This is a genomic window from Bacillus sp. FH, from assembly GCF_052216825.1.
Taxonomy (GTDB): Bacteria; Bacillota; Bacilli; order Bacillales; family Bacillaceae_G; genus Bacillus_A; species Bacillus_A paranthracis.
On record NZ_JBQOUU010000001.1, the window covers coordinates 2,283,354 to 2,308,144 of the forward strand.

A 24,791-nucleotide genomic window follows, 5' to 3' on the forward strand; every position below is an offset into this window, starting at 1 on the left:
GGGGGATTATATTAAAGGGTAATACCCTTTGTTAACTGTTTTGCTGCACCTTCATCTGTAATTAGAATTGAAGTGTGCCCTTGTTTAATTACAGCCTGTATTGCCTTTGCCTTTGAAGAACCTCCAGCGACTGCAACAACGTGAGATACATTTTGTAAATCCTCTAGTTGCATACCAACTGTTCTTACTTTATGAACAACATTTCCTTGTTCATTAAAGTAGTAACCGAAAGCTTCGCCAACTGCTTCGCTTGCCTGAATCTTTAACCAATCTGCTTCTGAAGTATTTCTGCGACGTGCCATTGTTAACGCATCACCTATTCCATGAATGACGATATTGGAAGATCGAATCAACTCAAGAACTTCTTTCACGGAAGGCTCTGTCACAATAGACGCATATGCTTCGCTGCTAACATGGTCTGGAACATACAATAAGCGATAATTACTCATCGTATTTTGCGCCATTTTGGCACAAATGGTATTGGCTTCTAACTCGACGCCTTCTCCAATTCCACCACGTGCTGGGACAAATAGCATATGTAAATCTTTGCAATCAAGCTGCATCATGTCCGCAACAGCAGCTAGCGTAGTTCCTCCAGCCACAGCAACGATATTATTCGCTGTCAGACGGTCTTTTATACAAGTCACACAAGCACGGCCCATCTCCAGTTTGACCCAAGGTGATTCATCACTATCACCAGGGACAACGAAAACTTCATCCAAGTCTAATGTTTCCTTAAGTTGCTTTTCTAAAACCTTTAACCCGGAAATTTCTTTCATAAAGTCTTCCAAAGCAAGAACTAAAGCTGTTCCTTCTTCTGTCAAAGTCATTCCAGAAGAAGCGACGTGAACTAAGTTTTGTTCTTTCAAAACTTGAACTTCACTTCGCAATACTCGTTCTGTCATACCGAGACTTGCTGATAAATTTCTTCTTCCAATCGGCTGCATAAGCCTAATGTATTGAAGAATTTGCATTCTCGTTTGCATAACAGGTAGCAGATCAGGTAATAATTTTTTTGTGTTCTGAATCCATGAGCGCATATCTTTTCTCCTCACTACATCGGTTCATTTTCCCTCGTGGTCACTTTACGTCCCGTAGTGACATTTTGTGTCCCACATAGGTTAAAAAAATAATCCCTGCTACGTGTATTATTGTAACAGGAGATAGAAACTTATTCAACTCTTAACTGCATTCTTTATATAGTTTATTATGACACCTTTGTGAATGTTACCATATTCTACTTGTTTTCCGTCTATTTCTACAACCGGAATCATTAGATGATATTTTTCTAAAAGGTCATTATCTTCATATATATCTATTTCCTCAATTTGAAAAGAATATTCACATTGTACTTCCTGTAAAACTTGTTTCGCCTTCACGCAAAGGCCACAATCTTTTTTTGTATACAGTACAACTTTCATCTTCTTCACCTATCCGATTGTTTTTCGTAATGACGACGCTGGAATGTGCATTTGCTCTCTATACTTCGCCACTGTTCTTCGAGAAATAACGATTTCGTGCTCTTCTTCTAACAATTTTGAAATCTTTTGATCTGAAAGTGGCTTTTTCTTATTCTCTGCCTCAACAAGCGTTTGAATAAATTGTTTTACACGCTTTGTAGAGACTGCTTCATCTTCAGTAGTCGAAACGGCATTACTAAAGAACGATTTCATCTCAAATAAACCGTGTGGTGTTTGCACATATTTATTTCGCGTTGCGCGACTAATTGTCGATTCATGCACACTTAACTCTTCAGCTACTTCTTTTAAAGCAAGTGGCTTTAAATACTCCGGACCTTTCCAGAAGAAATCACGTTGTTTTTCCATAATAATGGTCATTACTTGCAAAAGCGTTTGTTTTCTCTGTTTCAAACTACGCATAATCCACTGCACATGCTGATACTTTTCTGAAACGTAAGATGCTACTTCACTTTCACTATTATTAAGAAGCGCACTATATTCAGAATGAATTTCAATTCTCGGCATATTTCTCTCATTCATTTGTAAAACGAGACGATCACCATCTTTTTTCACCGCCATATCAGGCACAATATAAAGTGGTTTATCAGAAGAAAACGCAAGACCTGGTTTCGGCTGTAATGACGTAATACAGTTCACCGCCGATTGCAATTCCTCATTACTACACTTCAACACTTGAACGAGCTTTCGCCAATCTTTCTTCACGAAATAAGCGAAATGGTCTTCTACAACCTCTTCTGCTAATCCATTCCGCCTTTGTAAGCGCTTCAATTGCAAAGTTAGACATTCCTGAATATTACGCGCTCCTACCCCTGCTGGCTCCAGTGATTGGACAAGCTCTACAGAGCGGTCAACTACATGAAGTGGTACGGAAAGAAGATTTGCTAACTCTTCGTTCGTCTCTTGTAAATACCCATTTCCATCCATGTTCATAATAATGAAAGAAGCTACTTTTCGCTCTTCTTCCTCTATTTTATAATACTGTATTTGATTTAATAAATGTTGCTGAATCGTTGTAGAATCCACACTGTAGATTTCCATCTGATTCTCGACTTGTTTGCTGGTACTTTTACTTGTGTTAGAGCTCTTTTTCTTCTCCCTCTCAAAACCACCTAACTCAATAAGGGGATTCTCTAACGATTGCTCATACAAAAACTCCGATAATTCTTGTACATTATACTGGAGCATTGTAATCGCTTGCCTTAACTCTTGTGTCATTGCCAAACGTAAGCTTTGTTCTTGTAAAAGACTTGCCTTCAAACTAATCTCCCCCTTGTTTCTATTGTACAATAAGTTTGGTAAAAGGAGAATGCTATCACAGACACCCATTCCAAAATATTATTAATTTATATGTATTAATGAGATTTACAACTTACAACCGAAATTTGAATAATATTGAAAGAAAATAATAACGGAATTAATTTATAATCAAGTACTAATAGTAAATCTTATTACCAGATATAACAAGAGGAAAATAAAAAAAGTCCTAACCTACAAAACGTAAGTTAGGACTTTTTGACGCGCCCAGAGGGATTCGAACCCCCGGCAGACGTGGTACCGGAAACCACCGCTCTATCCGACTGAGCTATGGGCGCATGATAATAGAAAACACTTCATTTTCTTCTCATAATAATAGCAATAAAATCCATCTAAATCAATAAAAATATCCCCGTAATCCTTTATGACGCTTAGTTATGAGTATATTAACAAAGCACCCACCCCTAAATTTTCCAATCATAAATTCACCCCAACTCACAAATTATAATCTTTGAATTGATATTCCAAAGGGGGCTTCATTCAATGACTGTAATTACGAAATTAAAACAAACTGTTTCTGGATTAAAAAGTGCACAAGCTAGCTTAGAGGGATTCGCTCTTGATACGGATAACCAACAAGCTAAGCAACTTTTCCAAACAGCTGCACAGCAAACACAAACGATTATCGATTCTTTAAACCCACGCGTTGAAGAAGTCCAACAAGAAGAACCACAATACTCACAGCAATAACGAATCAGTCTTGCTGTGAAATAGAAAAAGGATGATATGCAGTCATCCTTTTTCTATCACATTACATATTGCAATAGAAATGGAATGATAAATATGCAAAAACTCGGACTCATAACCGTATTATTTGCCCTTCTATTTAGCTCTTTTACCGGATGTGATAATAGTCCTTTAGATAAAAAAGTGAAAGAAGAAGCAAAACGAACGGAGAAAGAGAAAGGTCCAAAGTTAACAAAAACGAGTATGGAATCCTTTAATCAATCTATATCACAAGGAGCCAAGAAAAGAGCTCTCACTATGGATGAAATTATAAAAAGTACAGCAGTAAATTCAAATTTAGATCTCTACATAGCAGTTACACCTGAGCATCACGAAAGATTTGGATTAAAACCTCTCCGTAAGAAGCTCCAAAAGCAGCTAAGTGATGAGCACCCCACTTTCGATGTTCGTGTAAGTACAGATAAAAAAATCTTTATGTTACTTGAAAAGCTTGAAAGAAAAATTAAGGAAAAGAAGGTATCTAAAGATGAAATTAATAAACAATTAAAATTCATTGGTAAAAAAATGGAGTCTAACACTTAACGCTTTTTAAAAGAAAAGGAAGGTTTGCAATGTCTAGTAAAGATAAAAACTTAACCCCTGTGCAACAGGAATATAAAAAATTCGAGCAAGAACGCGAACCGAAGCGTCCTGTCTTAAAAAACTGTATAAAAGCCTTTTTCGTTGGTGGTTTCATTTGCCTAATTGGGCAACTCATTTCTACTTTTTATATTACGTATTTCGATTTCACTGAACGCTCAGCAGGGAATCCAACAGTAGCAACTCTTATTTTCATCTCGATGTTACTAACTGGGTTCGGCGTATATGATCGTCTCGGTCAATTTGCAGGTGCTGGGACAGCTGTACCTGTCACTGGATTTGGTAACTCTGTTGTCGCCGCATGTATCGAGCACCGGACGGAAGGGTTTGTCCTTGGCGTTGGCGGTAACATGTTTAAATTAGCCGGCTCCGTTATTTTATTTGGTGTATTTTCAGCTTTCGTCATCGCACTTATTAAAACGATTCTCGTTCAATGGGGAGGGCTATAAATGTTACAAGGACACCGAACGTGGGTATTTGAAAACAAACCAGTTATTATTTCGACAGGAGTCGTCGGCGGGCCGTTTGAAGCAAAAGGAAAAATCCCCGAAGACTTCGATATCCTTCATGAAGATTTATGGCTCGGACAAGATTCCTATGAAAAAGCACATAAAATTTTGTTCGAAGAAGCTTGTAGCCGCGCCACTGAAAAAGCAGAACTTCGTAAAGACGATATCCAATTTGTACTCGCAGGAGATTTAATTAATCAAATTACCCCTACAAGTTTTGCTTGCCGTACACTGGGCACTCCTTATCTCGGACTATTCGGCGCTTGTTCTACTTCTATGGAAGGTTTAGCACTTGGGGCGAGTATCGTAAATGCAAAAGGCGCAAAATATTTATTAACTGGGGCATCAAGCCATAACACCGCTGTAGAAAAACAGTTCCGCTACCCTACTGAATATGGTGGACAAAAGCCACCTACCGCGCAGTGGACAGTAACTGGAGCAGGAGCCGCTATTTTAAGTGATACTGGAAACGGCCCTAGGGTAACATCAGCCACAATCGGAAAAGTGGTTGATATGGGATTAACCGATCCGTTTAATATGGGAGGCGCAATGGCTCCAGCCGCCGTCGATACAATTGAGGCCCACCTACGCGAACGCCAAATCGACGCCTCTTACTACGATTTAATCGTAACCGGTGACCTCGGACATGTCGGCCGCGAAATTGCTTATGACTTATTACATAAACACGGAACGAAAGTAACGAGCGAACAGTTTCAAGATTGCGGGCTGCTCATTTATAGAGAAGGGCAACCTGTCATAGCTGGGGCTAGTGGACCAGGATGTTCCGCAACAGTCGTGTACGGTCATTTATTAAACAGAATGAAAAGAGGAGAGTTCAAAAAAATACTTGTCGTTGCGACAGGCGCTTTACTATCTCCACTTACATTCCAACAAGAAGAAACGATTCCGTGCATCGCTCACGCCGTTTCAATTGAATTCGGAGGTGCAACGCAATGATTTTTTTCTGGGCTTTCGTCATTGGCGGACTCATATGTGTAATTGGCCAACTTATGTTTGATGTCGGCAAACTAACACCCGCTCATACAATGGCAACACTCGTTGTTGCTGGAGCTATATTAGATGGATTTAATTTGTATGAACCATTAATTGACTTCGCTGGAGCTGGGGCAACCGTACCTATTACAAGCTTTGGTAATGCCCTCGTTCACGGCGCAATGGAAGAAGCCGCAAAACATGGCATCGTTGGCGTTATTACCGGCATGTTTAAAGTAACAAGCGCCGGTGTATCCGCAGCTATTATTTTCGGCTTCATCGGAGCATTGTTATTCAAACCGAAAGGATAAGGAGTGTTTGTATGACTGTTATCGCTAGCGTAAAAACCTGTCTCGCTAGTGTAAGGGGCGCTCAAGCAAGTTTAAGTTCCCTTTCACTAAATTCACAGGATGAAGAAACAAAACGTGTATTTCACGAATGCATGCTAGAAATGGACAGCATCATCGCTGATTTACAAAATAGAGTTTCAGTATTAGAACGTGAAGAACCTCAATATAAAGGGTTTTAAGTAGACTGGAGGAAATGACTATGTCTCACCTGCCGGAATGGACACTTGTCATTCTTCGCTCTGTATTCATATTAATTATTTTATTCGCTATTACGAAATGGTTAGGGAAAAGACAAATCTCTCAGCTCTCCTTCTTTGAATACATAGCCGGAATGACAATCGGTGACATCGCTGCCCAAGTATCTACAGGGCTCGATTCAAAATTTTTTCACGGCGTCTTTGCGATACTCATTTTCGCTGTGGTACCTTTTTTAACAGGAATCCTCTCTTTAAAGAACAAAACAGCTCGGGACTTCTTTGAAGGGAAATCTACCGTGTTAATAAAAGACGGAAAGATACTCGAAGACAACTTAAAGAAAGAAAAATATACAAGTGATGAATTACTGGAACTTCTCCGTGGAAAAGGTGCTTTCAGCGTAGCTGATGTTGAATTTGCTGTCTTAGAACCGAGCGGAGAATTAAATGTATTATTAAAGAAAGATTCCCAGCCACTTACAGCAAAAGACATCGGTTTAAAAGTAGCAAACGAAAAAGAACCACAAACTGTTATTATGGATGGCAATGTCTTAGATGAACCGCTATCCGCAAGTGGACATAACCGCGCTTGGCTACATGCTGAACTAGAAAAGCTCGGTGTTGTTATTGAAAATGTCTTTCTCGGTCAAGTTGATTCATACGGACAACTGACTATCGACATTTATAATGACAAACTACAAATGCCTTCTCCTCAAAACAAACCTTTATTATTAGCATCATTAAAAAAATGTCATGCTGATCTTGAACTATTTTCCTTAGAAACAAAGTCGAAATCAGCGAGCGAAATGTATAGTAAAAACGCGAAACAAATCGAAAAGATTTTAAATAAAGTAACCTATCTTTTAAAAGAATAGATATCGAAAGAACGCTTCAGTCAAAAGGCGTTCTTTTCTTTTTTTCTACAGTTTTTATAACGTTTAAATTTATGTAATTCGGTTATGATGTTGAAGATACATAAGCAGGGAATTTCAAAAACATAGCGAATATTTCATGGTACAACTACATATTTTTTTGATTTAAAGTGGTTTCGTTTGACCTTTATTGACCATAATTGTATTATAAGACTAAGAAAGCTTTATAAGGAGGAAATAACAGATGAATTTAATTCCTACAGTAATTGAACAAACAAATCGTGGAGAACGCGCTTACGATATTTACTCTCGACTATTAAAAGACCGCATCATTATGCTTGGTAGCGCAATTGATGACAACGTAGCTAACTCAATCGTTTCCCAGCTTTTATTCTTGGAATCTCAAGATCCAGAAAAAGATATTCACATCTACATCAACAGCCCTGGTGGTTCTATCACAGCAGGTATGGCAATTTACGATACAATGCAGTTTATTAAACCGCAAGTATCAACAATCTGTATCGGTATGGCTGCATCTATGGGTGCATTCTTACTTGCAGCAGGTGAAAAAGGAAAACGTTATGCACTTCCAAACAGTGAAGTAATGATTCACCAACCACTTGGTGGTGCACAAGGTCAAGCGACTGAAATCGAAATCGCTGCTAAACGTATTCTATTCTTACGTGAAAAACTAAACCAAATTCTTGCTGACCGCACAGGTCAACCACTTGAAGTGCTACAACGCGACACAGACCGCGACAACTTCATGACAGCAGAAAAAGCTTTAGAATACGGTTTAATCGATAAGATCTTTACAAATCGTTAATACTTAAAAGCGGAAGCGCCCTATAACAGGGCGCTTTTTTTATATGCTGTTCTCCGCCCGTATACCCCACCTAGTATCAAGTAAAATATATCGGCGATTTTTCAAATATATCGACCGTAACTCCAATTATATCGGCGATTATTTTAATATATCGACGTTTCGACACAACTTATCGACTTACCGACAATTCTCGACAAGAACGCACATCCCACATACCCCCACCAACAAGCCCCAAACAACAAAAAAGCTATCGCACATGCGCGATAGCTTCTTATTGTACATATGCAGCTAATGCCTCTAAAGCCTCTTCTGCATCTGAACCTTCTGTTGTAATTGTTATCATGCTACCAGTTCCAATTGCTAAGCTCATAATCCCCATTATGCTCTTTGCATTTACTGTCTTCCCATCTTTTTCGATGAAAATATCTGCATGAAAGCGATTGGCCTCTTGTACAAACAACGCAGCCGGACGTGCTTGTAAACCGTTTTTTAATGAAACCTGAACTCTTTTTTGAACCACAGCTCCATTTCCCCTTTAACCTCTTATTTTTTTGCTACCGTTTCCCCCGCGCGTAATTTCTCTGCAATATCATCAATTTTACGCAAACGATGATTAATACCCGATTTACTAATTTTCCCCCCGGATACCATCTCACCTAACTCTTTCAATGTTACATCTTGATAATCTCTTCGTAATTGCGCAATTTCTCGTAATTTATCCGGCAATATATCAAGACCAACTGTCTCATCAATATAACGGATATTTTCAATCTGCCTTAGCGCTGCACCAATTGTTTTATTTAAATTAGCTGTTTCGCAGTTCACTAAGCGATTTACAGAATTACGCATATCACGTACGATTCGAATGTCTTCAAATCTTAAAAGTGCATTATGAGCACCTATAATATTTAAAAACTCTGTAATCTTTTCTGCTTCTTTCAAATACGTAATGTACCCTTTTCTTCTTTCCAACGTCTTACTATTTAAATCAAATCCGTTCATCAGTTCACATATAGCATCATTATGTTCCTTATATAACGAAAAGATCTCTAAATGATAAGATGATGTTTCTGGGTTATTTACTGAACCACCTGCTAAAAATGCACCGCGTAAATACGATCGTTTACAACATTTCTTCTCAATTAATTCTTGTGATATATTTCGAATAAATGAAAAGTCGTCTCGAACGATATGAAGATCAGCTAATATTTCGCGTGACTTCTCAACAAGCCTTACGATATATACATTGTTTTTCTTCAATCGCATTTTTTTACGAACAAGTAATTCTACCGTCACGTCATATCCTTTTTTCAAAAGCGTATAAATCCTTCTTGCAATTGCCGCATTTTCCGTTTGAATATCGATTGATAGACGACGGTTTGAAAAAGAAAGCGATCCGTTCATGCGAAGTAACGCTGATAATTCTGCTTTCTCACAGCATTCCTTCATCTCCAGATTCGTCAACTCTTTCTTTGTTTCTGATGCAAATGACACAGTCAACACCTCCTTATACGATTATTGTGGAACAAAAATCTTGTCCTATATGAAATGAGGAGCGTTACCTCAAACGAGGCAACGCACATCTACAACAGTGAATATAAAATAGAAGCTAGTTTTAATGTATCGTGTCTTACAACACGGTCATCATACTTCGCTAATTGATCTTGAATCACATTAATATTATTTTCAGTAAAACGCTCTTCATCTACTACAACTGGTGCTGACATTTCTTCCTCATATAACTGACGTAATTCACAAGGAATATCACGGTTATTTACAATTGCAGTATCGATAAATGGTTCACCTAAATGATCATGTAACGCCTGCACATGATCAAACGCAGTATATCCCATCGTTTCACCAGCTTGCGTCATAACATTACACACATATACCTTCTTTGCTTTTGCAGCAAGAACAGCGTCCCCAATTTTGTTAACAACTAAATTCGGTAATATACTCGTATACAAACTTCCTGGACCGAAAACAAGTAAATCAGCTCGTTTAATTTCAGTCAACGTTTCATGTAACGGCTCTACATCTTCTGGAGTTAAAAAGACACGGTTAATTTTCTTTCCGAAATAAGGAATCTTTGATTCACCTGTTACAATTTCTCCGTCTTCTAGTTCCGCATGTAGTACTGCACTTTGATTCGCTGCTGGTAATACACGTCCTCTAACATTTAAAACTTTACTCGTTTCTGTAATAGCATGGAAGAAGTCTCCTGTAATCGAGGTCATACCTGCCAATAATAAATTTCCTAACGCATGACCTTTCAGCCCATCTCCCGTTGTGAAACGATGCTGGAATAAAGCTTCCACCAGTGGCTCTACATCTGATAACGCAACAAGTACGTTACGAATGTCACCTGGGGGTGGAATTTCTAGCTCATCACGTAATCTACCTGAACTGCCACCATCATCAGCGATTGTAACAACTGCTGTAATATCAACCGGATATTGTTTTAATCCTCGTAATAAAACAGAAAGTCCAGTTCCGCCTCCCATGATGACAATTTTAGGTTTTCTCTCTTTTTCATCCCTTAATGGCCCTTTCTCTTCTCCACATCACGATGAGATACATGAACACTATACTCTGGTTTCAAATGTTTCCCAAGGTATTCTGTAAGCGTAACAGAACGATGCTGTCCACCTGTACATCCAATTGCAATTACAAGTTGACTCTTGCCTTCTCTTTTATAATGAGGCAGCATGAAAGTGATAAGATCAGTCAATTTCTCTAAAAACTTATGCGTCTCATTAAATTTCAGCACATACGATGAAACTTCCTCATCTAGTCCTGTTAATGGCTTCATATGTGGAATGTAATATGGATTTGGTAAAAAACGAACATCAAATACTAAATCGGCATCAATTGGAATACCGTACTTAAATCCAAATGACATAACATTTACACGAAATGCTTGCTCAGTTTCAGTTGAAAATAGGTGAACAATTTTTTCACGTAATTCTTTCGGTTTTAAATCAGATGTATCAAGCACAATATTCGCGCGTGCCTTCATATCTGTTAATAAATTACGCTCTGCTTCGATTCCCTTTAACGGCAGACCAGTTGGTGCAAGTGGATGCGAGCGTCTCGTTTCTTTATAACGAGTTACAAGTGTGCTATCTTTCGCATCTAAGAATAAAATATGAGGAATAATCCATGTACGTTCTGATAAATCATCAAGCGCTTCCCATAAATGTTCGAAAAACTCTCGGCCACGTAAATCAATACCAAGTGCTACTTTATTCATTTTTCCTTTTGAATCCGCCATAAGCTCAATAAACTTTGGCAATAACATCGGTGGTAAATTATCCACACAGAAATATCCTAAATCTTCAAAACTTTGTAAAGCTACTGTCTTTCCAGCTCCAGACATTCCTGTAATAATTACCATTTTTATATCATTATTCTCTGTCATCGTATCCTCTCCTTGACGGTTTAACTCGGATCTAATCGATATGAAAGCAACTCAAAATCTGGGGTATATACAAATGTACCGTAGATTATGCCATTTCCTTTAATTAAATAATCAATAATGTGATAATCTCCTGGTGCCATTGCTAAATCATCAATTTTATCAAATGTATGCCAACCAATGATGCCTTCTTCGCTCTCTAGTTTGTTTTCTCCTGCAAAATCTGTCGCTAAAAAGGAGAACATCATCCATTCAGAAACAACTTTATCACCTTCTTGGATGACAAAGGTGAAGACCCCCTTTAACGCTGGGTTCTTTAAATAAATACCTGTTTCTTCACGATACTCGCGAACAACGGAATCTCTTACAGTCTCACCACGCTCCATTTTCCCGCCTGGTGCAACCCACCAATTCCGGCGAGGTTTTTGGAGTAAGAGTACTTCATTATCTCTAATTAACACACAGTTTGTCACTCTTTGCATGTTTCTTCACCTCAGCTACTTGCAGCAAATTTCTCACTGCATACTCATTTCATTATACTATCAAAAACAGTTTGCTACAACGAAGGAGCCAGTCCCCCTTTCGCTAAGCACTGCTACTCAACAATTTTAAAAAAGCTTTTTATAACAAGCAATGTAAATGCCTGGACTTTCCGTGAATAGCATGAAAAATCCCCTTAACGACTTTTATCGCCAAGGGGACTCCAGCGCCCTTACTTCTTACCGAAATAAGTAACAATCGCAAATCCTAAAATAAAGGTAATAATTGAACTTATAATTGAAAATCCTCCAGTTGGAATACCAGGGAACACAATTACAATCGAACCGATAACTAGTCCAATAATTGCCGCAAATGTCATACTTTTATATCGATCTAATAAGAAACTAATTCCTTTACTACTTACAACGAACCCTACCATAACGCCAGCACCAATAACTGCAATTAAAGGTAAGTTGAGTGTAGTTAAAGCATTAATTGCTGTCGGATATACACCAATAATTAATAAAATAAACGATCCGCTAATTCCAGGAAGTAACATCGCCATACTAGCCATCCATCCTGCGAAAAATAAACCAATTGCATTTAAAATTGTTAACGTCGTAATTGGATCTGCTGTCTTATCTGGTTTAAAGAAAGCTGTGATGGCAACAAGAATTGCTGCAACGATTAATAAAACAATGTGCTTACCTTTAAACGACGACTTTGCATCAGCTTCTCTCATTAACATCGGTAATATACTAATAATTAAACCGAGGAAGAAAAATTGAGTCGGTTCATAATGATTTGCAAGTAAATATTTAATAACGTGACTTAACGTTAAAAACGCTGCTGCCACACCAGCTGCAAGTGGAATTAAAAATCCTAAATGTTTTTTCCATTCACGACTAAAGAATCCACTAATTGCCGCAAGCAATTGTTCATAAATCCCTAACACAACAGCGATTGTACCGCCGCTCACACCAGGAATTAAATCACTAACGCCCATACAAAATCCACGATATATATTACGCCATTCCATACTGAATAAATTCCTCATTTCTTATAGTGATTTTTTCCGTAAAGTCCAGTATATCAATAAGAAAGCTTATAATCCCAATATTTTTTGACAAAACTTTGACATTTTCACACAAAAAAAGAAGAAAGCTCCTATCGGTAGCTTTCTTCTCAAAAGGTATATTATCCCTTATTTTTCTGATACAGTTTTTAGTTCTTCTAATAATTCTTCTACGTAATGTTGTGCACTTTGTGCTGCAATACTACCATCACCTGTTGCAGTTACAATTTGACGTAGCATTTTTTCACGAACATCACCTGCTGCGAAAATACCAGGAACTTTCGTTTCCATACGCTCGTTTGTTTCAAGGTAACCATTTTCATTTGTAATACCTAGTTCAACAAATGGTTTTGATAGTGGTAACATACCGATGTATACGAATACGCCGTCAGTTTTGACTTCTTTCTCTTCTCCACTGTTTACATCTACAAGTGTTACACTTCCTACTTTACCATTTGCTTCGTTAATTTCTTTTATCGTGTGGTTCCAAATAAAGTCTACTTTTTCGTTTTGGAAAGCACGATCTTGTAAAATTTTCTGTGCGCGAAGCGTGTCACGACGGTGAACGATCGTTACTTTTGATGCGAAGCGTGTTAAGAACACACCCTCTTCAACAGCAGAATCTCCGCCGCCAATAACTACAAGTTCTTTCCCTTTAAAGAATGCGCCATCACATACCGCACAATATGATACACCGCGGCCGCCAAGTTCTGTTTCACCTGGTACACCGATTTTTTTATACTCTGCACCACTTGCAACGATAATTGCACGTGCTTTATATTCTTTTTTACCAGCAATAATTGTTTTGTATTCTTTACCATCGATGACTTCTTTCACATCACCGTATGCATATTCAGCACCAAATTTCTTCGCATGCTCGAACATTTTATTTGATAAGTCTGGTCCTAAAATAGACTCATAACCTGGGTAGTTTTCTACATCTTCTGTATTTGCCATTTGCCCGCCTGGAATACCACGCTCAAGCATTAATGTGCTTAAATTCGCACGAGATGTATATACTGCAGCTGTCATACCAGCTGGTCCTGCACCAATAATAATGACATCATAAATTTTTTCTTCTGACACACTATTCACTCCTATCCATTCCTACACAATTAAGTTACCCTCATTATACTGTTCGCATCATTTTTTTCCCAATGATTTGCTTATCTATGTGTGCGTACGCTTAACAGCTTGCACATACTTTCGAACAGTCGCTACAGATACATTATACACATCTCCGAGCTCCGACTGTGTCATCTTATTTCCTTGTTCACTGCGTACGATATATTCAACCGCAGCTGACCAGCCGTATACATTTGTAAAAACTGCCCCAGATGTATATAAACGTATAAACGTACAAAACCAAAATTGTAAACACTCTTCGATTAATTCATCATCTTTTTTCGTATAATTGTATAAAGCATCCGCGATTCGCGCGCACTGTTCAAATTGCTGTAAATCAGCTGGAATACTCTTATGGCTATTCAGTAAAAAGAAATACTTTGCAAGTTGCGATACGATTGGAACACCATTCTTCGCCTGCGTTACATCAAAGAAGAATCCAACCTTCTCCGGCGTTGATAATTCATTCATTAAATATAAAGCTAGCATTTGTTCCTCTAGCGTCGCACTTTGCTGGAATGATTTTCGTAATTCTTCAAATAACACATTTTGTCCTTCATCCGCTAAATTCAATGCATTCCACGGTTCTTTTCCCTTTTTATCAGGGTGCAATTCTACAACATGTTGCCACATTTTTTCAGCTACTTGCTGATCTTTCACCATATACGCAGAATATGCAAACCAATAATAGAAACTAACGTCTCCTTCGTATCCTTGACGCTTTAATAATTTGAACCATTTATATGCAGGCTCGAAATGACCAATTGTTGCAAGTGTCGTCCCAAGTTTCAAACGATGTTCAAACGAAATCGGATATACCGAAACTAACTGAGCAGCTAACACCTCTACTTGTTTATGCTCTCCAATTGAATATAGAAAAATAAGTGTATTACAAAGCGCATGTATATTACCAGGATTTTTCTCTAAAATCATTTCCGTTAATTTCAGCGCCTTATCTACATTACCAGATTGAAAATGCGCAATAGCTAAATTATTATGCCCCGACCAAAATTCCGGATAGTCTTTCGTAACAATTTCTAATGTAGCAATTGCTTCTTCCAATTGTCCGTTACGAATATAACGATTGGCTTCTTCCTGCATAACAATTAAATCATCTTCATCCTCAATCTCTTCCGCACCCATCGCTTCTTCTTCCATAATTTCAAGTAATTCTAATGTATCTTCAACAAATTCCTTCTCTTCTGCAACTTCTAAATAGCGATCCGCATACTTCTTCGCCTGCTGAAATAGACCCATATACGCATAATTATTTGCAATAAAATAATAACACTGTTCAAGTTCTGGATTAGATCTAACAAGCTTAAAGAAGGTTTGATTCGACTCTTGATATTCACCAGCCTCAGATAATACTGTTGCTAATTGACATAAAATAAACGGCTCCTTCTCGCTTTGTGCCGCTCTTCGAAAATATTTAATTGCATCTTGCAATTTTTGTCCTTTGTAAGCCCTCATCCCTTTTTTATAAAAGAAGTCCGCTAATTGATTAAAAGAGATAACTTGTCCGTTCTCCTTATATATTCTTTGATTTTTCCCCATATATCCTCCAGTTTTTTGTTTTCTTCGTTCACACATTCTTCTATCTATAAGTATAAACGATTCCGTAAAAAACAAAACAGTATATTATACTCAATTATTTCCTTTTTATTCATTAAAAAAGAAGAGAAATGTTACATTTCTAGTATGAACCTTCTCTAGCCTCCATTTGCTCTTTCGTATAAATAACACGCATTGGATTCCCACCCACGAAAGCACCGCCTGGCACATCTTTATGAACAAGTGTGCCAGCTGAAACAATCGCGCCATCCCCAATTTTCACACCTGGTAATATAGTCGTATTTGCCCCGATCATCACTTCGTTTCCAATAACGATTTCCCCAAGTCGATATTCGCGAATTAAATATTCGTGCGCTAAAAGCGTCGTGTTATAGCCAATAATCGAATTATCTCCCACAGTTATCTTTTCCGGGAACATAATATCCGGCATTACCATAAGCGCAAACGATGTTTTCTTTCCTACTTTCATCCGCAAAAAGGTGCGGTATAACCAATTCTTGACCGATAAAAAAGGTGTATAACGTGCAATTTGGATAATCATAAAGTTTTTCATTACCTTCCAAAAAGACACTGTTTTATACACGTTCCATAATGAATTTTCTCCTGAAACAGGATAGCGCGTTGTCCGTCGCACTTCACTCGCTCCTCTACTTATCTTTACGAACGATTCATGTCGGACAAAATCGGCAATAAATCACTCATTTTATCTAGCATAAAGTCTGGCTTGTAAGCCTCTAAATACGCTCTACCTTTCAATGTCCATGAAACCGCAGCTGTTTTCGTACCCGCATTTTGTCCGCCAACAATATCATGATGATTATCCCCAACCATCAATGCTTCTTCCGGTTTCGCATCTAATAACTGAAGCGCTTTTTGAAGTGGCTCTGGATGTGGTTTCACATGCTCGACATCATCAATTGTCACAACAACATCAAAAAACTCATCAAGCTTCGATAACTTTAATCCCATCTCAACAGTTTGTCGTGCTTTCGTTGTAACAATACCAACTTTATAACCTTGCTTCTTCAACTCTTGAACTGTTTCATATACAGTTTCATATTCTTCTACTAATTCATCATGATGATCATGGTTAAATTGACGATAGCTCGTAATTAACTCTTCAACCTTACTTTCATCAATCTTGCTGAAAGTGTCATGTAAAGATGGACCGATAAATGGCAATACATCCTCACGCTTATATTGATTTGGATAATATGTATGTAAAGTATGTAAAAAAGAAGAAATAATAAGTTCATTTGTATTAATTAACGTTCCATCTAAATCAAATAACACTGTATTTATTTTCATTGCCTTAGTCCTTTCTCTTTCCTGAATATGAAAGAAGCAGCATCTTATAATAAGATGCTACTTTTCTCTAATTTTCTAAATATCTTTTATCAGCTTGCCCCATTTTTCGTCTCACAATAATGAAAATAATAGAAATAACAACAAGTCCAATTGACATTACTTGTGCAATACGAAGTGGCCCTAGCATTAAACTATCTGTACGTAAACCTTCTACGAAGAAGCGTCCTATTGAATACCAAATTAAATATGTGAAGAATAATTCCCCACGGCGCAAGTTCACTTTTCGTAACGCTAGTAATAAAATGACACCTGCAAAATTCCATAATGATTCATATAAAAACGTCGGATGGTAGTATACACCATCAATATACATTTGATTAATAATAAAATCCGGTAAATGAAGGCCTTCTAAAAACTGTCTCGTTACTTCATCACCATGCGCCTCTTGGTTCATAAAGTTTCCCCATCGGCCAATTGCTTGTCCCAGTAAAATACTTGGTGCAGCAATATCCGCCAACTTCCAGAATGAAACTCCGCGACGTTTCGCAAAAAGAATCCCTGTAATAACAGCCCCGATTAAGCCACCATGAATCGCCAAACCACCTTGACGAATATTAATAATTTGACTCGGGTTTTGCGCGTAATATTCCCATTCAAAAATAACATAGTACATTCTCGCAAATAGAATAGCGATCGGTACTGCAATTAATACAAGGTCAACAAATGTATCTTTTGGAATACCTAGCCTTTCTCCTTCACGAGTTGCTAGCCAAAGACCTAATAGCACACCTGTACCGATAATAATCCCGTACCAATAAACAGGAAACGGTCCAAGTTGGATAGCTACGCGGTCAAGCTGTGGTACAGAACCTAACAGCATATGTATGACCTCCCTCTCCAATGTTTACTCCTGATTTCCTAACTCAATCGCACTCATTAATCGTTCTGAGAACTGCTGTGCTGCATTGACTCCCATACGTTTTAAACGGAAGTTCATCGCTGCCACTTCAATAATAACAGCTAAGTTTCGACCAGGACGAACTGGAAGTGTAATCTTCGTAAGTTCTGTATCAATAATCTTCATCTTCTCTTCATCAAGACCTAAGCGATCATAATTTTTCTTTTGATCCCAAATTTCAAGATTAATAACAAGTGTAATACGCTTATAATTTCGCACTGCTCCTGCACCGAATAACGTCATAACGTTAATAATGCCTAGGCCACGAATTTCTAATAAATGCTCAATTAAATCTGGTGAGCTTCCGACTAACATGTCTTCATCTTCTTGACGAATTTCTACACTATCATCCGCAACAAGGCGATGACCACGTTTTACAAGCTCAAGAGCTGTCTCACTTTTACCGACACCACTTTGTCCTGTAATTAAAACACCAACGCCGTAAATATCTACTAACACACCATGAACAGCTGTTGTTGGTGCTAACTTACCTTCTAAATAATTTGTTAAACGACTTGATAATCTCGTTGTCGTTTGAGAAGAGCGTAATAAAGGCATGCCCGATTCACGCGATGCTTGCAGCAACTCATCTGGTACATCTTGATTACGAGTTACAATAATACATGGCGTCTCCTCAGTACAAAGCGCTTTCATTCTCTCTTGTTTTTGCTCTGACGTTAACGTGTCAAAGAACGTCAGCTCCGTCTTCCCAAGAAGCTGCACGCGATCAGCTGGATAATATGTAAAAAATCCTGCCATTTCAATTCCAGGTCGTGATAAATCACTTGTATCAATCGGACGATGAATTCCTTCTTCACCACTTATTAACTCCAATTGAAATTGTTCAATTAAATCTTTTGTCCTTACTTTCGGCATATGTATAAACCTCCACTCCGCTGCGGGTTCAGTCTCATTTGATGTAAAATTCCATTCTATCGGATATTGTACCATTTTTTTCTGGAAACAAGAAATACGGTTTCTAATAAATAGAAAAAAACATTTCATACATATCATGAAATGTTTTTCTTTTTGTCATTTTCTCTTTTTTTCATATAAAGGTTCCACAATTGCCTTTTCAATAATCATATTAAAAATTGAAATACAAATTGCCGCAACGATCGCTACACCGAAACCTGATATATTAAATGCGTCTCCTAATAATGAATCTGCTATTTTTAACGTAATCGCATTAATAACAATTAAGAAGAAACCGAAAGTTACAACAGTAATTGGTAGCGTAATTAAAATTAAAAACGGTTTTACGAACACATTTAAAACAGCCAAAATAATACTCGCAATAATTGCAGTTTGTATATTTGCTACGTAAAACGCGTCTGGTGCAATCCCTTTTAAAAGTCCCGATACAGCGATTAACACAACGCTATTTACAAGAAGTGATACAATCCATCTCATTTTCTTACACATCCTTTTAAACATATATCTTTCATCATACGCTAATAGATAATAAACGCAAGTATGATACGAACACTTATATCAACTTATTCTACTCTTCATGCTTGTATACCTACCAACATCTCTTTGCGAAATAAGGCCCACACCATCTATGCTCATGCGTTTTCACAAAGGTCCAAGTGAAATATTTATCTACAATGTAAATATCGCCTTTATACATATCATCCATACTTAATAAACTTGCATCTTTTATTAGTAGTACATCATCACAGTGTTGATAGAAGATGTAGCACTCCTTTTTCACTTCATTATGAAACGCGTTTTCCGCTTCTTCTCCCTCTAAACACTTCTTTTTCTCATAACTAAATATGTGCCAAAGATACCCACATGCATACTTATCTCCATAAAGGAAAATGTCTTCTTTTTCTTCATCACTTAAATGATTTGCAAAATAATCCTCACAGCGTTTCCGAAAATATACACCCCACTTTTGGAACTCTCTTACCTTCATATTTTTCTTTCGCAACACATCTAAAAACTCCACCTTCTCCCCCTATACAATAAAAACCGAGTGTCATTGCCACTCGGTTTTTCATAATACCTTATTGTGATAGTTCTACTTCTTTTATCTTCTCTTTCATTCTTGCTTTATCACGATTTAAAATCTCTTTTAAATACTTACCTGTATACGAGCGCTCTTCTTTCACTACTTGCTCTGGCGTTCCGGAAGCAACGATTTGTCCACCTTTGTCTCCGCCCTCCGGTCCAAGGTCAACGATATAATCCGCTGTTTTTATCACATCTAAATTATGTTCAATTACAAGAACCGTCTCACCACTCTCAACAAGACGTTGCAACACTTCTAGAAGACGTGCAATATCATGAGCATGTAAACCAGTCGTTGGCTCGTCTAAAATGTATAGTGTACGTCCTGTAGAACGACGATGCAATTCAGAAGCTAATTTCACACGCTGTGCTTCACCACCAGATAACGTCGTAGCTGGTTGCCCTAATTTCATATAACCAAGTCCAACATCTACAAGCGTTTGAAGTTTACGCTTAATTTTTGGGATATTAGCGAAGAACTCTACTCCGTCTTCAATCGTCATCCCCAACACTTCAGAAATATTTTTATCTTTATATTTCACTTCTAACGTTTCACGGTTGTAACGTTTACCATGACAAACTTCACACGGCACGTATACATCTGGTAAGAAGTGCATTTCGATTTTAATAATTCCATCACCACGGCACGCTTCACAACGTCCACCTTTTACATTAAAGCTGAAACGTCCTTTTTGATATCCACGCACTTTCGCTTCATTCGTTTGGGCAAACACATCACGAATATCATCGAATACACCTGTATAAGTCGCAGGGTTAGAACGCGGTGTACGACCGATTGGCGATTGATCAATATCGATTACTTTATCTAAATGCTCAAGACCTTTAATCTCTTTATGAGTACCTGGCTTCGCTTTCGCTTTATATAACTTTTGCGCTAACGATTTATATAGTACTTCATTAATCATCGTACTTTTACCAGAACCAGATACACCCGTTACCGCTACAAACGTACCAAGCGGGAATGACATTTTCGCGTTCTTTAAGTTATTCTCCTTTGCACCAACAATCTCCACTTTTCGTCCGTCACCTTTACGTCTTTCAAGTGGAACTGGAATAAACTCTTTACCGCTTAAATACTTACCGGTTAGCGAATTCTCGTCTTGCATCACTTCAGCTGGTGTACCTGCTGATACGACTTGTCCACCGTGAATACCTGCGCCAGGCCCGATATCAAGTAAATAATCAGCTGCCATCATCGTATCTTCATCATGCTCAACAACAATTAACGTATTACCTAAATCACGCATTTCTTGCAATGTACGAATAAGACGATCGTTATCGCGCTGATGCAAACCGATAGAAGGCTCATCAAGAATGTAAAGTACGCCAGTAAGACGAGAACCAATTTGCGTTGCTAAACGAATACGTTGCGCCTCACCACCTGATAAAGTTCCTGCGGCACGACTTAACGTTAAATAATCTAAACCGACGTTCACTAAGAACCCAACGCGCTCCTGAATTTCTCTTAAAATTAAATGAGCAATTTTTTGTTGTTTCTCTGTTAGCTCCACACTTGAGAAGAATTCCTGTACTTCTTGAACAGAATATTTCGTTACATCAGCAATCGTTTTTCCGCCAACGAAAACAGCTAAACTCTCAGGCTTTAAACGTCCACCTTTACACTTCGGACAAGCTTGCTCTGCCATATACTTTTCCATTTGCTCACGAACGTAATCAGAACTCGTTTCACGATAACGACGTTCAATATTTGGAATAACACCTTCAAATAAAATCTCATTTTCCTTTACTTGACCAAATTCATTTACATAGCGGAAATAAACTTTCTCTTCACCGCTTCCGTACAACACTTTATCAAATAAATCTTTCGGTATATCTTTTACAGGCACATCCATATCAACGCCGTAATGATTACATACAGATTGTAAGAGCTGTGGGTAATATTGTGAACTTGTCGGTTCCCAAGGTGCAATCGCATGTTCATTTAATGATAAATCCCAGTTCGGAATAACAAGTTCTAAATCTACCTCTAACTTTGAACCAAGCCCATCACAAGAAGGACATGCCCCGAACGGACTATTGAATGAGAACATACGCGGTTCTAATTCTCCAATTGAAAAACCACAATGCGGACAAGCATGATGTTCACTAAATAGAAGTTCCTCTTCTCCCATAACATCGATTAACACTCGTCCCCCGCCAAGCTTTAATGCACTTTCAAGAGAATCTGCAAGACGGCTTGCGATTCCTTCTTTTACAACAATACGGTCTATTACAACTTCAATGGAATGCTTCTTATTTTTATCTAACGCAATATCTTCAGACACATCAAGCATTTCACCATCAACACGTACACGAACATATCCTTGCTTCTTAATGTCTTCAAGTACTTTCACATGTGCACCTTTACGACCAGAAACGATAGGAGCTAACACTTGTAATTTCGTACGTTCAGGATATTCAAGGACCCGGTCTACCATCTGCTCTACTGTTTGTGATGTAATTTCAATGCCATGATTCGGACAAATTGGCGTACCAATTCGCGCAAATAATAAACGTAAATAATCATAAATCTCCGTTACCGTTCCAACAGTTGAACGCGGATTACGACTCGTCGTTTTTTGATCAATTGAAATTGCTGGTGACAATCCTTCAATCGTATCTACATCCGGTTTATCCATTTGCCCTAAAAACTGGCGTGCATACGCAGATAACGATTCTACGTATCTACGCTGCCCTTCTGCATAAATCGTATCAAATGCTAATGATGATTTCCCCGAACCAGACAATCCCGTTACAACGACAAGCTGATTTCTCGGAATGGTTACATCAATATTTTTTAAGTTATGTGCTCTAGCACCTTTTACAACAATAAAATCCTTGCTCTTACTCACTCTTTTCACCCTTCCGCTTTTAATTCTAATAGTAAATCTCTTAATTCAGCTGCACGCTCGAAGTCTAACGCTTTTGCTGCTTCTTTCATTTCTGCTTCCATCTTCGCAATTGTCTTTTCACGCTCTTTTTTCGTCATCTTCTTAGCTGGCGTTGCTTCATATGTTTCCGGCTCTTCAGCAGCTGTCGTTGCACGGATTACATCACGCACACCTTTTTGAATCGTTTTCGGCGTAATACCATGCTCTTCATTGTAAGCTTCTTGTATACTACGACGACGCTTCGTTTCTTCAATCGCAATTCCCATCGATCTCGTTATACGATCTGCGTACATAATAACGCGGCCGTTTTCATTACGTGCTGCACGGCCAATTGTTTGAATTAATGAACGTTCTGAACGCAAGAATCCTTCCTTATCAGCATCTAAAATCGCTACAAGGGATACTTCTGGAATATCTAATCCTTCTCGCAATAAGTTAATACCAACGAGAACATCAAACTTACCAAGGCGAAGATCTCGTATAATTTCAATACGTTCTAACGTTTTCACTTCAGAATGCAGGTAATTCACCTTAATTCCTACATCTTTTAAGTAGTCTGTTAAATCCTCTGACATCTTCTTCGTTAAAGTCGTAATTAATACACGTTCATTTTTTGCAATGCGATCTTGAATTTCTCCTAATAAATCGTCAATTTGCCCTTCAATTGGTCGTATATCAATTGGCGGATCTAAAAGCCCTGTTGGACGAATAATTTGTTCTATTACTTCTGGCGACTGCTCTAATTCATACGGTCCTGGCGTTGCTGAAACGTAAATAACTTGATTCGTTTTCTCTTCAAACTCATCAAAAGTAAGCGGTCTATTATCTAAAGCTGATGGCAGACGGAATCCATGATCCACAAGTACTTGCTTACGCGCTTGGTCCCCGTTATACATCGCTCTTACTTGCGGCACTGATACGTGCGACTCATCCATAACAATTAAGAAATCTTCCGGGAAATAGTCTAATAACGTATACGGCGTTGCCCCCGCTGGACGAAGTGTTAAATGACGGGAATAGTTTTCAATACCTGAACAAAAGCCCATCTCACGCATCATTTCTAAATCATAACGTGTACGCTGCTCTATACGCTGCGCTTCTAACAACTTGCCGTTATCATTTAATTCCTTTAAACGCTCTTCTAGTTCTTTTTCGATATTTTCAATAGCGACCTTCATCTTTTCTTCACGTGTAACGAAGTGAGATGCTGGGAAGATTGCTACATGATCACGTTCTGCTAATACTTCCCCCGTTAAAGCATTTACTTCGCGAATACGATCAATTTCATCGCCAAAAAACTCAATTCGAATACAATGCTCGTCAAGTGATGCCGGGAAGATTTCAACTACATCTCCGCGCACACGGAATGTACCACGCTTGAAATCAATATCATTACGACCATACTGCACATCAACAAGTTCACGAAGCAATTGATTGCGATCCTTTTCCATACCAACTCGAAGTGAAACAACTAACTCGCGGTATTCTTCTGGAGAACCTAAACCATATATACACGAAACACTCGCAACGATAATTACATCATCCCGTTCAAATAATGCAGACGTTGCCGAGTGACGCAATTTATCAATTTCATCATTAATCTGTGCGTCTTTTTCAATAAACGTATCTGTTTGCGGCACATACGCTTCTGGTTGATAATAATCGTAATAACTAACAAAATATTCAACTGCATTATTCGGGAAAAAGTCTTTCAACTCACTATATAACTGTCCTGCTAACGTTTTATTGTGAGCCATGACAAGTGTTGGCTTTTGCACTTCTTTAATGACATTTGAAATCGTAAATGTCTTACCCGTTCCTGTTGCTCCAAGCAACACTTGCTTTTTCTTTCCGCTATTAATTCCCTCTACAAGCTTCTCTATAGCTACCGGCTGATCACCTTGTGGGGAATACGCTGAGACAATTTCAAATTGATGTTCCACGTAAGATCCGACCTCCTCATAAAAATCTGTATTATTATTTTACCACGAATGCCCATAAAAAACCTAAAAAAACGAACAGATATTCGGTAAAGTTTTCGACAATATATATAGAA

27 protein-coding genes and 1 tRNA gene are annotated in these 24,791 nt (G+C 38.1%); 8 read left to right on the forward strand and 20 right to left on the reverse strand.

Annotated features, from left to right (window positions below):
• Window positions 1–11: 11 nt before the first annotated feature.
• The 4 genes from cggR to ACTT1L_RS12195 all read right to left on the reverse strand — a co-directional run bounded on the left by cggR (window position 12) and on the right by ACTT1L_RS12195 (window position 3,073).
• Window positions 12–1,040, reverse strand: coding sequence for a gapA transcriptional regulator CggR (gene cggR, locus ACTT1L_RS12180; protein WP_001258187.1), 1,029 nt, complete (start codon window positions 1,038–1,040; stop codon window positions 12–14).
• A gap of 135 nt (window positions 1,041–1,175) precedes the next feature.
• On the reverse strand, window positions 1,176–1,421 hold the full coding sequence (locus ACTT1L_RS12185) for a glutaredoxin family protein (protein ID WP_000869729.1): 246 nt from the start codon (window positions 1,419–1,421) through the stop codon (window positions 1,176–1,178).
• Between the two features lie 9 nt (window positions 1,422–1,430).
• On the reverse strand, window positions 1,431–2,738 hold the full coding sequence (gene rpoN / locus ACTT1L_RS12190) for an RNA polymerase factor sigma-54 (protein ID WP_000647985.1): 1,308 nt from the start codon (window positions 2,736–2,738) through the stop codon (window positions 1,431–1,433).
• A 259-nt stretch (window positions 2,739–2,997) separates the two neighbouring features.
• Window positions 2,998–3,073: transfer RNA gene (locus ACTT1L_RS12195), tRNA-Arg, on the reverse strand.
• Window positions 3,074–3,278: 205 nt separating this feature from the next.
• On the opposite strand from ACTT1L_RS12195, the gene ACTT1L_RS12200 reads away from it, so the two are divergent.
• From ACTT1L_RS12200 to clpP, 8 genes are all read left to right on the forward strand, one after another.
• Window positions 3,279–3,485 (forward strand): DUF1657 domain-containing protein, encoded by a 207-nt coding sequence (locus tag ACTT1L_RS12200; RefSeq protein WP_000216166.1) that lies wholly within the window; start codon window positions 3,279–3,281, stop codon window positions 3,483–3,485.
• A gap of 93 nt (window positions 3,486–3,578) precedes the next feature.
• Window positions 3,579–4,064 (forward strand): YhcN/YlaJ family sporulation lipoprotein, encoded by a 486-nt coding sequence (locus ACTT1L_RS12205; RefSeq protein ID WP_001170598.1) that lies wholly within the window; start codon window positions 3,579–3,581, stop codon window positions 4,062–4,064.
• A 29-nt stretch (window positions 4,065–4,093) separates the two neighbouring features.
• Window positions 4,094–4,570, forward strand: a complete 477-nt coding sequence (spoVAC, locus tag ACTT1L_RS12210; protein WP_000095407.1) for a stage V sporulation protein AC — start codon at window positions 4,094–4,096, stop codon at window positions 4,568–4,570.
• Complete coding sequence (gene spoVAD, locus ACTT1L_RS12215; protein WP_000938956.1) at window positions 4,571–5,587, forward strand: stage V sporulation protein AD; 1,017 nt, start codon at window positions 4,571–4,573, stop codon at window positions 5,585–5,587. It begins immediately after the preceding gene.
• Window positions 5,584–5,934 carry a stage V sporulation protein AE gene (spoVAE, locus tag ACTT1L_RS12220; protein WP_000575919.1) on the forward strand — a complete coding sequence of 117 codons (351 nt, stop codon included), beginning with the start codon at window positions 5,584–5,586 and terminating at the stop codon, window positions 5,932–5,934. The genes spoVAD and spoVAE overlap by 4 nt, the downstream gene beginning before the upstream one ends.
• Window positions 5,935–5,945: 11 nt before the next feature.
• Window positions 5,946–6,152 (forward strand): DUF1657 domain-containing protein, encoded by a 207-nt coding sequence (locus ACTT1L_RS12225; RefSeq protein WP_000215911.1) that lies wholly within the window; start codon window positions 5,946–5,948, stop codon window positions 6,150–6,152.
• A gap of 20 nt (window positions 6,153–6,172) precedes the next feature.
• Window positions 6,173–7,042 (forward strand): DUF421 domain-containing protein, encoded by an 870-nt coding sequence (locus tag ACTT1L_RS12230; protein ID WP_000018916.1) that lies wholly within the window; start codon window positions 6,173–6,175, stop codon window positions 7,040–7,042.
• Between the two features lie 241 nt (window positions 7,043–7,283).
• Entirely contained in the window at window positions 7,284–7,865 is a 582-nt protein-coding gene (clpP, locus tag ACTT1L_RS12235; protein ID WP_001049162.1) for an ATP-dependent Clp endopeptidase proteolytic subunit ClpP, read from the forward strand.
• A gap of 271 nt (window positions 7,866–8,136) precedes the next feature.
• On the opposite strand, the gene ACTT1L_RS12240 is transcribed toward clpP, so the two are convergent.
• The 16 genes from ACTT1L_RS12240 to uvrB all read right to left on the reverse strand — a co-directional run bounded on the left by ACTT1L_RS12240 (window position 8,137) and on the right by uvrB (window position 24,678).
• Window positions 8,137–8,385, reverse strand: a complete 249-nt coding sequence (locus ACTT1L_RS12240; protein ID WP_000250307.1) for an HPr family phosphocarrier protein — start codon at window positions 8,383–8,385, stop codon at window positions 8,137–8,139.
• Window positions 8,386–8,408: 23 nt separating this feature from the next.
• Complete coding sequence (gene whiA / locus ACTT1L_RS12245) at window positions 8,409–9,359, reverse strand: DNA-binding protein WhiA (RefSeq protein WP_000006561.1); 951 nt, start codon at window positions 9,357–9,359, stop codon at window positions 8,409–8,411.
• An 89-nt stretch (window positions 9,360–9,448) separates the two neighbouring features.
• Complete coding sequence (locus tag ACTT1L_RS12250) at window positions 9,449–10,369, reverse strand: gluconeogenesis factor YvcK family protein (protein ID WP_442821926.1); 921 nt, start codon at window positions 10,367–10,369, stop codon at window positions 9,449–9,451.
• A 35-nt stretch (window positions 10,370–10,404) separates the two neighbouring features.
• On the reverse strand, window positions 10,405–11,286 hold the full coding sequence (gene rapZ / locus ACTT1L_RS12255; protein ID WP_000138457.1) for an RNase adapter RapZ: 882 nt from the start codon (window positions 11,284–11,286) through the stop codon (window positions 10,405–10,407).
• A gap of 20 nt (window positions 11,287–11,306) precedes the next feature.
• Window positions 11,307–11,765 carry an NUDIX hydrolase gene (locus tag ACTT1L_RS12260; RefSeq protein ID WP_001190080.1) on the reverse strand — a complete coding sequence of 153 codons (459 nt, stop codon included), beginning with the start codon at window positions 11,763–11,765 and terminating at the stop codon, window positions 11,307–11,309.
• Between the two features lie 230 nt (window positions 11,766–11,995).
• Window positions 11,996–12,802 (reverse strand): DUF368 domain-containing protein, encoded by an 807-nt coding sequence (locus ACTT1L_RS12265; protein ID WP_000455203.1) that lies wholly within the window; start codon window positions 12,800–12,802, stop codon window positions 11,996–11,998.
• Between the two features lie 165 nt (window positions 12,803–12,967).
• Complete coding sequence (gene trxB / locus ACTT1L_RS12270; RefSeq protein ID WP_001288072.1) at window positions 12,968–13,924, reverse strand: thioredoxin-disulfide reductase; 957 nt, start codon at window positions 13,922–13,924, stop codon at window positions 12,968–12,970.
• A gap of 84 nt (window positions 13,925–14,008) precedes the next feature.
• The gene (locus ACTT1L_RS12275; protein ID WP_000517738.1) at window positions 14,009–15,520 is read right to left on the reverse strand and encodes a tetratricopeptide repeat protein; all 1,512 of its coding nucleotides are present in this window, start codon (window positions 15,518–15,520) and stop codon (window positions 14,009–14,011) included.
• Between the two features lie 139 nt (window positions 15,521–15,659).
• Window positions 15,660–16,172, reverse strand: a complete 513-nt coding sequence (locus tag ACTT1L_RS12280; protein ID WP_071742122.1) for an acyltransferase — start codon at window positions 16,170–16,172, stop codon at window positions 15,660–15,662.
• Between the two features lie 23 nt (window positions 16,173–16,195).
• Window positions 16,196–16,846, reverse strand: a complete 651-nt coding sequence (ppaX, locus tag ACTT1L_RS12285) for a pyrophosphatase PpaX (protein ID WP_000700956.1) — start codon at window positions 16,844–16,846, stop codon at window positions 16,196–16,198.
• A gap of 67 nt (window positions 16,847–16,913) precedes the next feature.
• A complete protein-coding gene (lgt, locus tag ACTT1L_RS12290) occupies window positions 16,914–17,726 on the reverse strand; it encodes a prolipoprotein diacylglyceryl transferase (protein ID WP_071742121.1) in 813 nt (270 codons plus the stop codon).
• A gap of 24 nt (window positions 17,727–17,750) precedes the next feature.
• On the reverse strand, window positions 17,751–18,680 hold the full coding sequence (gene hprK, locus ACTT1L_RS12295) for an HPr(Ser) kinase/phosphatase (protein ID WP_001127250.1): 930 nt from the start codon (window positions 18,678–18,680) through the stop codon (window positions 17,751–17,753).
• Window positions 18,681–18,836: 156 nt separating this feature from the next.
• A complete protein-coding gene (locus ACTT1L_RS12300) occupies window positions 18,837–19,217 on the reverse strand; it encodes a phage holin family protein (protein ID WP_001267308.1) in 381 nt (126 codons plus the stop codon).
• Between the two features lie 112 nt (window positions 19,218–19,329).
• Complete coding sequence (locus ACTT1L_RS12305) at window positions 19,330–19,761, reverse strand: DUF4275 family protein (protein ID WP_076868048.1); 432 nt, start codon at window positions 19,759–19,761, stop codon at window positions 19,330–19,332.
• Between the two features lie 58 nt (window positions 19,762–19,819).
• Complete coding sequence (uvrA, locus tag ACTT1L_RS12310) at window positions 19,820–22,696, reverse strand: excinuclease ABC subunit UvrA (protein ID WP_000045569.1); 2,877 nt, start codon at window positions 22,694–22,696, stop codon at window positions 19,820–19,822.
• Window positions 22,697–22,701: 5 nt separating this feature from the next.
• A complete protein-coding gene (gene uvrB / locus ACTT1L_RS12315; RefSeq protein WP_000401007.1) occupies window positions 22,702–24,678 on the reverse strand; it encodes an excinuclease ABC subunit B in 1,977 nt (658 codons plus the stop codon).
• Window positions 24,679–24,791 lie beyond the last annotated feature (113 nt).

Coding starts and splice junctions, on each gene's coding strand:
- cggR (WP_001258187.1), bottom strand. CDS start 1,040: ATGCGCTCATGGATTCAGAACACAAAAAAATTATTACCTGATCTGCTA.
- ACTT1L_RS12185 (WP_000869729.1), bottom strand. CDS start 1,421: ATGAAAGTTGTACTGTATACAAAAAAAGATTGTGGCCTTTGCGTGAAG.
- ACTT1L_RS12200 (WP_000216166.1), top strand. CDS start 3,279: ATGACTGTAATTACGAAATTAAAACAAACTGTTTCTGGATTAAAAAGT.
- ACTT1L_RS12205 (WP_001170598.1), top strand. CDS start 3,579: ATGCAAAAACTCGGACTCATAACCGTATTATTTGCCCTTCTATTTAGC.
- spoVAC (WP_000095407.1), top strand. CDS start 4,094: ATGTCTAGTAAAGATAAAAACTTAACCCCTGTGCAACAGGAATATAAA.
- spoVAD (WP_000938956.1), top strand. CDS start 4,571: ATGTTACAAGGACACCGAACGTGGGTATTTGAAAACAAACCAGTTATT.
- spoVAE (WP_000575919.1), top strand. CDS start 5,584: ATGATTTTTTTCTGGGCTTTCGTCATTGGCGGACTCATATGTGTAATT.
- ACTT1L_RS12225 (WP_000215911.1), top strand. CDS start 5,946: ATGACTGTTATCGCTAGCGTAAAAACCTGTCTCGCTAGTGTAAGGGGC.
- ACTT1L_RS12230 (WP_000018916.1), top strand. CDS start 6,173: ATGTCTCACCTGCCGGAATGGACACTTGTCATTCTTCGCTCTGTATTC.
- clpP (WP_001049162.1), top strand. CDS start 7,284: ATGAATTTAATTCCTACAGTAATTGAACAAACAAATCGTGGAGAACGC.
- ACTT1L_RS12250 (WP_442821926.1), bottom strand. CDS start 10,369: ATGGGAGGCGGAACTGGACTTTCTGTTTTATTACGAGGATTAAAACAA.
- rapZ (WP_000138457.1), bottom strand. CDS start 11,286: ATGACAGAGAATAATGATATAAAAATGGTAATTATTACAGGAATGTCT.
- ACTT1L_RS12260 (WP_001190080.1), bottom strand. CDS start 11,765: ATGCAAAGAGTGACAAACTGTGTGTTAATTAGAGATAATGAAGTACTC.
- ACTT1L_RS12265 (WP_000455203.1), bottom strand. CDS start 12,802: ATGGAATGGCGTAATATATATCGTGGATTTTGTATGGGCGTTAGTGAT.
- ACTT1L_RS12275 (WP_000517738.1), bottom strand. CDS start 15,520: ATGGGGAAAAATCAAAGAATATATAAGGAGAACGGACAAGTTATCTCT.
- ppaX (WP_000700956.1), bottom strand. CDS start 16,846: ATGAAAATAAATACAGTGTTATTTGATTTAGATGGAACGTTAATTAAT.
- lgt (WP_071742121.1), bottom strand. CDS start 17,726: ATGCTGTTAGGTTCTGTACCACAGCTTGACCGCGTAGCTATCCAACTT.
- hprK (WP_001127250.1), bottom strand. CDS start 18,680: ATGCCGAAAGTAAGGACAAAAGATTTAATTGAACAATTTCAATTGGAG.
- ACTT1L_RS12300 (WP_001267308.1), bottom strand. CDS start 19,217: ATGAGATGGATTGTATCACTTCTTGTAAATAGCGTTGTGTTAATCGCT.